The sequence below is a fragment of the Dolichospermum sp. LEGE 00246 genome (genome assembly GCF_015207865.1).
GTDB classification, from domain to species: Bacteria; Cyanobacteriota; Cyanobacteriia; order Cyanobacteriales; family Nostocaceae; genus Dolichospermum; species Dolichospermum heterosporum.
Window position 1 is genome coordinate 1 of the sequence record NZ_JADEWA010000252.1, and the last position, 7890, is coordinate 7890.

The window sequence follows — 7890 nt, forward strand, 5'->3', positions numbered from 1 at the left end:
GAAAAAGGTTATAGAGTTTTACAGAAACTATTAACCAAATTTAAACATAATATTGAAATAGTCATTGGTTCTCGTGACTCACAACTGCAAAAAGATTTCTACTCAGAAATAAAGTGTTTATGTGAAGATAATTATATTCATTTTGTCGACAGAAAAGACTTTGGAGAAATAACAACTCAATACGCAATAGCTGTATCTTGGCGATGGATTATTAATATGGATAATAGCAATTTGATTGTTTTTCATGACTCTTTACTTCCACGTTATCGAGGTTTTAACCCCTTAGTTTCTGCTTTAATTAATGGAGATAGCCAAGTAGGTGTTACAGCTTTATTTGCTACATCAGAATATGATAAAGGAGACATAATAGCTCAGTCTTTAAGTCAAATAGAATATCCAATTAAAATTCACGATGCAATTAAGAAAATTATTGAAAATTATGCAGAAATTTCTTTGTATGTAGTAGAAACAATTGTTAACAATAACAAGTTTTCAATTATTGTCCAAAATGAATATCAAGCTACCTATAGTTTATGGCGAGATGAAGAAGATTATAGAATTAATTGGAATCAGTCTTCTATTGAATTAAAAAGATTTATTGATGCTGTAGGTTATCCATATAAGGGCGCTTCTACAACACTAAATGGTGATTTAGTTAGAATTTTAGAAGCTGAAATAGTAAAAGATGTTGTAATTGAAAATCGTACACCCGGGAAAGTTATCTTCATAGAAAACTCACAGCCTATAGTTGTTTGTGGACAAGGATTGTTGAAAATACAAAAACTGATGGATGATAAAGAAAATAAATCTTTAATTCCTTTATCTAAGTTTAGATCAAGGTTTGGATAAATTAATTTATAAATCAATACCTTATCCAAATTAGAAAAAGCCTTGATTTGTAGGTTGGGTTGAAGCATGAAACCCAACAAATGCCTTGGGTTGCGCTGTCGCTTAACCTAACAAACCAGGAAATGGACAAGGTATTGATAAATAGAAACACTTTTACATATTCTTTCAATGAAAACTGACAAATTATTTTATGGAGATTCTCTAGAACAAAACGAGGCTGCTGACTGCTTAGAAAAATCGGCGTTGCTGAATCGAGGTATGAAATTCCCAAATTGAATCTTTAAAACTCTTACCTTTGCGCCTTTGCGTGAGACTAAAATTCATACCCTTAATCAGCAACGTCGAAAAATCCATCGCTCTTCCCTTTGATGATTAGTACCAGCGCAGACAGCACTAAAATCTACGCTATATCTAGCAATGCGTAAAGTTGAACTTGTATCTACTCTCAATATTCATGAAAAGGAAGTAAAACAGATTCTAAATCCCCACCATGCCACAAAATTATCTACAATGGAATCAACTCTAGCGGTACTTGGACAACGAGTTGAATAACAAATTAGTGCAAAGTAGAATCTGATACAAGCAAAACGAACATAATATTTTTTCCACTGTAAAAGTTTAAATCTCACCCGTGTTTAGTATATATCAATCATGACTTTTTAAACACCCTCTTAGTTAAAAAAACAATAAGCATTAGCTTTACTCAACTATCTGTACATTCTGAAAAATGATGAAACTCACAAAACCTCTCTATGAATCTGATTTCAATTTGTGGATAGAACAAACCGTAAACCTGCTAGAAAAAGGAGAGTTTGCTCAGTTGGATATTCAGAATCTTATCGAAGAAATTGAGGACATAGGCAATAATCGTAAAGATGCTTTAGAGAGTAATCTGATCAGAGTTTTTCAACATTTACTCAAGTGGAAATATCAACCCCAAAAACGCTCTAATAGTTGGAAAGCGTCAATTACTGAACATTCTTTGCGTTTAAACAAGTCATTAAAAAAAAGTCCTAGCTTAAAGAGATACTTGGAAGAGGTATTTGATGAATGTTATCATGATGCCAGATTAATTGCTTCTCAAGAAACAGGAATAGATATTCATGTTTTCCCGGAAATTTGCCCTTTTAATAGTGCTAATGTTTTAAATCCCCAGTATTTACCAGAGGACGATATAGGAATAATATTTGATTTATGAAAAGATCCGTAGGGTGCGTCAGATATTACAAATCTGTTTATTGATAGAATTTATGCAGTCTGACGCACCGTACAATAAGTAGTGAGACAGAATTAATTACACAATGTTATTGCGTTAGCGCAGCGTGGCGTTAGCCATATGGAACTAAGTGAAATGAAGCGATCACCAGGGTTGTGATTGCTTCCCTTCGCTCGCAATGACTGTAACTATTTTTGTCCAATTACTTACCTAATACCTAATTTTTCTCAAGAATTAAATATGAGTTCTATATTCAGTAAGTTACAGTATCCGCAAAAGTTGAATTACCACCCTTGTTCAATAAAAATACCATGAAAATCTGTCCTCAATGTCACCACCATTTTAACCAAGAAAATTGGCATTGTCCAGCTTGTGGATATACCCCCCCATCCTTAAATGGACACTTGACCTTTGCACCAGAACTGGCTGCGGAAAGTGCTGGATTTGAAGCTGAATTTTTTCCTAAATTAGCACAATTAGAAGCCAAAAACTTCTGGTTCCGTTCCCGAAATCGGCTGATAATTTACGCACTAAAACATTATTTTCCCCAAGCTCAAAACTTCCTAGAAATTGGTTGCGGAACTGGTTTTGTCCTCCAAGGAATTGAAAAAAATCTCTCTCATCTTACCTGTTCAGGTAGTGAAATATTTACCGCAGGGTTAGAATTTGCTAGAGAACGTCTATGTAAAACAACTCTATTTCAAATGGATGCTCGGAATATCCCCTTTGCTGAAGAATTTGATATTATTGGAGCTTTTGACGTTCTTGAACACATAGAACAAGATACAGACGTTTTAGAAAAAATGTATCAAGCTACACAAAATGGGGGGGGTATAATACTGACCGTTCCTCAACATCCTTGGCTATGGAGTCAAGCTGATACTCATGCTCATCATGTCCGTCGCTACGTTAAAAAAGATCTAATGATCAAATTACACCAAGCGGGATTTAAAATAGTTAGGGTGACATCTTTTGTTTCTTTCCTATTACCATTAATGCTAATTTCTCGCATCAACAATCGCTCCAATTCCAAAGATTATGACCCCACCAGCGAACTGAAAATTAGCGGATTTTTAAATTACCTCTTAGAGAAAATCCTTGATATGGAACGCTGGTTTTTGACATTAGGTTTTTCCTTTCCTTGGGGTGGTTCTTTATTAGTAATTGCTTACAAAAAATAACCAGAGAATTTATGTGACAAAAACATGAGCGAAAGAATAGACCATGACCGCTTATTTAAAGAATTGATATCCACATTTTTCATAGAATTTATAGAACTCTTCTTTCCCGAAGTTCTTAAATACATAGATACCAACTCAGTCTCATTATTAGACAAAGAAATATTTACAGATGTTACCGCAGGAGACAAATATGAAACCGACTTAATAGCCAAAGTCAGATTTCTCGGTGAACCTTCTTACTTTCTCGTTCACATTGAAGCCGAATCAGGAGCAAAATCGAAATTTAATCAAAGAATGTTCCGTTATTTTTCCAGATTACACGAAAAATTTGACTTACCAATTTATCCCATAGTCATTTTTTCATATTCTTCTCCCAAAACCTTAGCTACAAATAACTATCAAATCAACTTTCCTGATTTGGAAGTGCTAAAATTTAATTATCAAGTCATCCAACTAAATCAGCTAAATTGGAGAGACTTTTTAACTCGTCAAAATCCAGTTGCATCTGCTTTAATGTCGAAAATGAATATAGCACCAGCGGATAGACCAAAGGTGAAAGCAGAGTGTTTAAGGTTGCTAGTAACTCTAAAATTAAATCCGGCAAAAATGCAATTGATATCAGGATTTATTGATACATATTTGCGACTGAATAAAATAGAAGAAGAGAAATTTGCAGCAGAAATAGGTTCATTAATACCAGCGGAAAAGGAGGAAGTCATGCAGATAGTTACTAGTTGGATGGAACAAGGGATTGAACAAGGTATTCAGCAGGTATTACAAGGTCGTCAAGAAGCAATTACCAAAGAAAAAGATTTAATTGTCCGTCAAATCAAGAGGAAAGTAGGAAATATTGACATAGAATTAGAAACCCGGATTAAAAGTTTAAATCTAGAGGTAATTGAAGTGTTAGCAGAAGCAATATTTGATTTCGCTACTGTGGAAGATCTAAGAAATTGGTTAGACAATTTGCATGATTAAGTTAAACTATATAAAACTCCACCTAACTTATTAAGTTTTAACTTCGCAATTTAAAATAACCTGCCAAAAATTAAAACCCATGAATAAAATCCCTTTCAATAAACCCTATATGACAGGTAAAGAGCTTTGGTATATTAGCCAAGCTCACCACGCTGGACAATTGGCTGGGGACGGCAATTATACCAAAAAATGCCATCAATGGCTAGAAGCGCAAACGAATTGCCACAAAGCCCTACTCACCCACTCCTGTACAGCAGCCCTGGAAATGTCGGCTATTCTAGCCGATTTAGAACCGGGAGACGAAGTGATTATGCCCAGTTATACTTTCGTTTCCACAGCTAACGCTTTTGTTCTCAGGGGAGCAGTTCCCGTATTTGTTGATATCCGACCCGATACCCTAAACTTAGACGAAACCCTCGTAGAAGCGGCAGTTACGAACCGTACTCGTGCCATTGTTCCCGTTCATTATGCCGGGGTAGGGTGTGAAATGGATACTTTACAAAACATTGCCCAAAAACATCACCTGCTGTTAATTGAAGATGCTGCTCAAGCACTTATGGCATCCTACAAAGGTCAACCCCTTGGTAGTTTTGGAGACTTAGGTTGCTTCAGTTTTCATGAAACCAAAAATATTATTGCGGGTGAAGGTGGTGCTTTAATTATCAACAATTCCCGGTTTACAGAACAAGCGGAAATCATCCGGGAAAAAGGCACTAATCGCAGTAAATTCTTTAGGGGGGGGGTAGATAAATATACCTGGATTAACCAAGGATCTAGTTATTTGCCCGGAGAATTAATTGCGGCTTTTCTCTATGCTCAATTAGAGGAAGCAGAGAAGATTATAGCAGCCCGCCTGCAAGTCTGGGATTATTACCATCAACTTCTAGAACCCCTAGAAAAAAGTGGTAAATTACGTCGTCCTATTATTCCGCCGACTTGTCAGCATAATGGACATATGTATTATATCCTCTTAAATAGTTTACAAATCCGTACCAGTCTGATAAGCTATCTCAAAGAACAGGGTATGAGTTCTGTATTTCATTATGTACCTTTACATAGTTCTCCCGCTGGACAGCATTATGGACGGGTTCATGGTGATATGAACAATACTAATCATGTTTCTGATTGTCTGTTGCGTTTACCTCTGTTTCCAGAGTTGGGACTTTCACAGATTGAAACTGTTGTCATGGCTATTAATAGTTTTTTTGATACTTGTACTTATTGAAAAAGCTTATACAGTATAAAATATTGAAATACTTTTTATGTCACAATCAAAATCTTTGCAAATAAAACAGATTTCTGTCGAAAGTAAAGTAATTAGCGAATTAGCATTCCTATTTACTATCTATATCCTGGTAACTTCACTACTGTTTTTACACTTTCGATCCTGGGATACTGATATTACTCGGCAGGTGTGGGGAGTTTTTGTTTATCCCGCGGGGCTATTTGGTGGAGTAGCTTTAGCATGGAGATATGTTCCCTCAGTTATCTGGGTATTACCAATCAGTTGTCTACTGTTTATGGTTATAACTATGCTCATCTCTTTTCTGATGTTGCTGCTTATACTAATACTATTCATAGGGATACACTATTCCACTCTGCTATTGTGGAAATGCTGGCTAAATTCAATACACCTTCAACAGGTTTAGACGGAGTAAAGCCATTAGAATATCATGTTGGGGTACATCGTTGGGTAGCAGCAAATCTCAATATTTTGGGTGGTCAAGCACCTCTATTATTAGCTATTTGTCAGCAAATAGCTTTTTTGCCTGTACTATTTTTTACCGCAGTATTAGTCCTCAGTTGCTTAGTATCTACTCAAGTCTCAACATTGGTAGCTTGTGGGTTTACTTTTTTAGCTTTGTGGTTGTCAGGAACTCGTATTTGGGATTCTTATTTAGCAGGTGAATCCTATGCTTTTTCCCTACCTATATTTATGGCGATGTTGCCAGTAGGTCAGTCCTGGTTGTTTAAGGCTTGTCAAAGTGATCGCTGGTTTACAGTTCATCCAATGGCTGTAACTATGGCAGTGGTAGCTGTTTTGTCCTGTCAAACAGCAAAGATATCATCGGGAGTTATGCTGGCTTTGTTTTTGGTTCTCTGTGCTTTTATCCCGAAAATTTTGCAAAAAACCCAACTTAATTGGCGAACTATTTGGCCTTTTGTAGCCTTATGTTGTGCCTTTTTTCTAGGGTGTTTGGGTTTGGCTTTTGCTTTCAGTGGGACTTTACCCATTAACTTTTATCCCCTTCACTTTGCACGGACATATACAAATCAATTTATTTGGCAAAATCTCGTCTTTCTAGGGTTGATAATTTCGTTCTACTGGTTGAGTGGAAAAGAGGGACAATTACATCAGGGATACCCACCGCGGGCGAAGCTGTCGCAAGTTGTGATGCTAACAATTATGTTTTTTGCATCTCAAGTTCCGGGATTTTTATTAGAAATTGGCGGCGGTAGTGCGGGTTATTTTGTCCTACCAACTCTTTTTGTTGTCCTGTTTTTTACTTTAGCCGCTTTTGTTGATTATTGGCAAGCAAACCATAAAACTGGTTTAATAGCTCTTTTAAGTCCCGTTGATCATTTATGGGAACCTCTACCCCGTCCCTTGATTTGGGCATTGATCACTTTAATCCTAGTCTTTTCATTATCCAGTGGATCAGAAGTAGGTAGTTACAAGGCTAGAGGATTAGGGTTTGTTAGAAACCTGGTAATTTCTCTAGATAGTTTTTCTTCCAAGTTAGACTCATTCACTGAGTTGAAAGGTTTAAATAAAAGGAAGCGTCAGTTAGAATTATTAATCTTTCCACCTGCCATCAAAATGGAAATACTCGAACAAAAGACTGAATTAGGCTATGTCAAAGCAGAGCTAAGAAAACTAGGTATATCAAAAACTTCTAAAAATTTAGTGATTTATATTGCACCAGATTTTTCAGCTTTTTGGCAGCCCCAGGGGAACAGAAATTGTTGGGACAAGTCTTTTGTAATTCCTGCTATGACTGGATTTCCTCTTTTAAATGGGGTGCGTGCTGACATTAATAACTGTGAGTCAACCAAGTATTATGGAATGGTAAACTATAATTCAGGTTCTTGGAATCGTCTACTCTCGTCTTCAGAACTATGTAATAAAGCAACCCAATTAGGGTTTAATCAAGTTTTAAGTGTAACTGAAACGAAAACTCAGCTATATTCTTGTAACCTGTCAAAAAAAATAGACAAGTAAAGAACTTACCAATATATAACGCAGTGAAATGAAGCAATTCCAAGGGTTGTGATTGCTTCCCTTCGCTCGCAATAACTGTAAATATTTTTGTCCAATTACTTACCCTCTGGTAAGAAATCAGAACTTATTCACAGAATTAAATAAAAAATTCGGAGATTTTATTCCCAATTTTTGCTAAACTATGAGCGATCGCATATAATCATCTAATATAGATATGGCAGTATGCAATACAGCAAAACTCTTAATTTTTCTCCGTATAAGTGAATTGTCTTGAGGTAAGAAAATATGACACAGGAATTAACAGACCTCAAAAATAGTATTTTACAAGGACGTTACACTGATGCTTTGGCTATTGTAGATGAATTAGAGGGCATGAGTAAAAAGGCTATTTTACGTCAAATTAAATCTTTTTTAAAGGTGTTATTAATTCCTGTCTCTTATAA

General features: G+C 35.9%; 7 protein-coding genes. All 7 read left to right on the plus strand.

What is annotated here, in order from left to right; genetic code table 11:
- A partial coding sequence (locus IQ228_RS16220) for a methionyl-tRNA formyltransferase (RefSeq protein WP_193963543.1) occupies positions 1–849 on the plus strand: 849 nt, incomplete at its 5' end.
- Between the two features lie 417 nt (positions 850–1266).
- Positions 1267–1401, plus strand: a complete 135-nt coding sequence (locus IQ228_RS27195) for a hypothetical protein (RefSeq protein ID WP_255539976.1) — start codon at positions 1267–1269, stop codon at positions 1399–1401.
- Positions 1402–1576: 175 nt separating this feature from the next.
- A complete protein-coding gene (locus IQ228_RS16225) occupies positions 1577–2047 on the plus strand; it encodes a DUF29 domain-containing protein (protein ID WP_174763480.1) in 471 nt (156 codons plus the stop codon).
- A gap of 329 nt (positions 2048–2376) precedes the next feature.
- Complete coding sequence (locus IQ228_RS16230; protein ID WP_193896944.1) at positions 2377–3246, plus strand: bifunctional 2-polyprenyl-6-hydroxyphenol methylase/3-demethylubiquinol 3-O-methyltransferase UbiG; 870 nt, start codon at positions 2377–2379, stop codon at positions 3244–3246.
- Positions 3247–3270: 24 nt separating this feature from the next.
- Positions 3271–4224, plus strand: a complete 954-nt coding sequence (locus IQ228_RS16235) for a DUF4351 domain-containing protein (RefSeq protein WP_193963546.1) — start codon at positions 3271–3273, stop codon at positions 4222–4224.
- 79 nt (positions 4225–4303) lie between these two features.
- A complete protein-coding gene (gene rffA / locus IQ228_RS16240) occupies positions 4304–5449 on the plus strand; it encodes a dTDP-4-amino-4,6-dideoxygalactose transaminase (RefSeq protein ID WP_193963548.1) in 1146 nt (381 codons plus the stop codon).
- 240 nt (positions 5450–5689) lie between these two features.
- On the plus strand, positions 5690–7447 hold the full coding sequence (locus IQ228_RS16245) for a hypothetical protein (protein WP_193963550.1): 1758 nt from the start codon (positions 5690–5692) through the stop codon (positions 7445–7447).
- The last annotated feature ends 443 nt before the right edge of the window (positions 7448–7890 follow it).

Excerpts from the sequence above, each read along its gene's own strand:
- IQ228_RS27195 (WP_255539976.1), top strand. The coding sequence starts at position 1,267 with ATGCGTAAAGTTGAACTTGTATCTACTCTCAATATTCATGAAAAGGAA.
- IQ228_RS16225 (WP_174763480.1), top strand. The coding sequence starts at position 1,577 with ATGATGAAACTCACAAAACCTCTCTATGAATCTGATTTCAATTTGTGG.
- IQ228_RS16230 (WP_193896944.1), top strand. The coding sequence starts at position 2,377 with ATGAAAATCTGTCCTCAATGTCACCACCATTTTAACCAAGAAAATTGG.
- IQ228_RS16235 (WP_193963546.1), top strand. The coding sequence starts at position 3,271 with ATGAGCGAAAGAATAGACCATGACCGCTTATTTAAAGAATTGATATCC.
- rffA (WP_193963548.1), top strand. The coding sequence starts at position 4,304 with ATGAATAAAATCCCTTTCAATAAACCCTATATGACAGGTAAAGAGCTT.
- IQ228_RS16245 (WP_193963550.1), top strand. The coding sequence starts at position 5,690 with ATGGAGATATGTTCCCTCAGTTATCTGGGTATTACCAATCAGTTGTCT.